At 61.0% G+C, this 1,529-nt stretch carries 2 protein-coding genes; both read right to left on the bottom strand.

Features of this window, described 5'->3' with window-relative positions:
* Nucleotides 1-514: 514 nt before the first annotated feature.
* Nucleotides 515-1,027, bottom strand: coding sequence for a MucR family transcriptional regulator (locus OXS49_RS33280; protein WP_267428759.1), 513 nt, complete (start codon nt 1,025-1,027; stop codon nt 515-517).
* A 46-nt stretch (nt 1,028-1,073) separates the two neighbouring features.
* Nucleotides 1,074-1,529 (bottom strand): response regulator transcription factor (locus OXS49_RS33275; RefSeq protein ID WP_267428758.1); only part of this gene is annotated, 456 nt, incomplete at its 5' end.

The following is a 1,529-nucleotide window of genomic DNA, read 5'->3' as shown; positions in this document are numbered from 1 at the left end:
CCCTCAACGTCTCAGACCCCGAGCCGTCCCAACACGCTCGGGCGCAGCTCTAGTGCCCCTTCAGGCGTTCGAGCAGGGCGGTTAGTTTGTCAGGCGGGGCCGACGAGTGAAAGCACTCGGCCCTTTGCAAAGAAGCTTTTTGTGAGAAGCACCAGGGGCAGGGCGATGCCACGCTTCAATCTTCGGACGTGACGCAGGTCCCCATGAACGCCTTTCGCTCCGGCCCGTCCTTGAGCTTTTGAGCGTCAGCCTGCTGTCGGCAGCGATCGAGCACTGCCGGCTCCACGGCTGACGCAGCCTCTTCACCGGAGGAGGTTGCTCTTGAAGCAGGCTTTTGAGGTGGCCCAGATGCGCTCTGGGCACCTGCTGCCGTGGGTAGGCAAGCGAGGGCGACCAGAGCGGCGATCCCTAAGAAAGACCGTGGCATGGGTAACCGCCTGAACTACTACTGTCAGGCTAGGTCATGAGCGTCATCTGCGGCGAAGGTTCGGCAGACTACGCCCGTCGCGAAGCCTCAAGCCTCCGCTCCAGTCTTCTTTGGCCGGCCAGCGCGCTTCGGTTTATCAGAAACGGCCTCAGCGGGTTCCGCATCCGCTGCAACGACCTTTTTGCGCTGCTGGCCGAGCCCAAAGTTCTTGGCCAGGGCTGAGCGCTGCTCGGAGTAGCTGGCGGCCGTCGACGGATAGTCTCGCGGCAGGCCGTAGCGCTCGCGGTACTGCTCGATCGTCATGCCGTTGCCGTTCAGATGACGCTTGAGCGTCCTGTACGGCTTGCCGTCGATGAAGCTGATGATAGCGTCCGGTGTGACCGACTTACGGATTTGAGCGGGGGTAAGCTTCTCTGCCGCCGGAGCAGCTGGAACCGCACCGTTGCCAAGCCCCGCCAAGGCGGCATGCATGCTGGCGATCAGCGCACTGATCTCGCTCGGTTGGATGTGATTGTTCGATACGTAGGCCGCGACGAGGGTCGTCGTCAGCTCGGTAAAATCGGGCGCTCCACGCTCGATGAGTTCTAAATTTTCGTCCACAGTGCACCTGTTTGTGAGAAGCAGGACAGCTGTACCGGGGAAATCCCTAGCTCGCCATAGCTTGCATCTCACTTACACCGTCGCGCATGACGTAACCGCGGCCCCAGACGGTCTCGATGTAGTTCTTGCCCTGGCTCGCGGTAGCGAGTTTCTTGCGCAGCTTGCAGACGAACACGTCGATGATCTTCAGCTCGGGCTCGTCCAAACCACCGTAGAGGTGGTTGAGGAACATCTCCTTGGTGATCGTCGAGCCCTTCCGGAGCGCGAGGAGCTCCAGCAACTGGTACTCCTTCGTTGTCAAAGGGACACGTTTACCCTCGATCGAAGCCATCTTCTCGTCGAGGTCGATCACGAGATCGTCGATCGTGATCGTCGACTGAGCGTGGCCCTTCGAGCGACGCACGATGGCGTGGATGCGCGCGATCAGCTCGTCCTTGTGGAACGGCTTGGTGAGATAGTCGTCCGCCCCGAACCCGAGGCCCTTCACTTTGTCCTCGATGCC

Source organism: Methylobacterium sp. GC_Met_2 (assembly GCF_026540795.1).
Lineage (GTDB): Bacteria > Pseudomonadota > Alphaproteobacteria > Rhizobiales > Beijerinckiaceae > Methylobacterium.
This window is presented reverse-complemented; position numbering and strand designations above follow the sequence as displayed.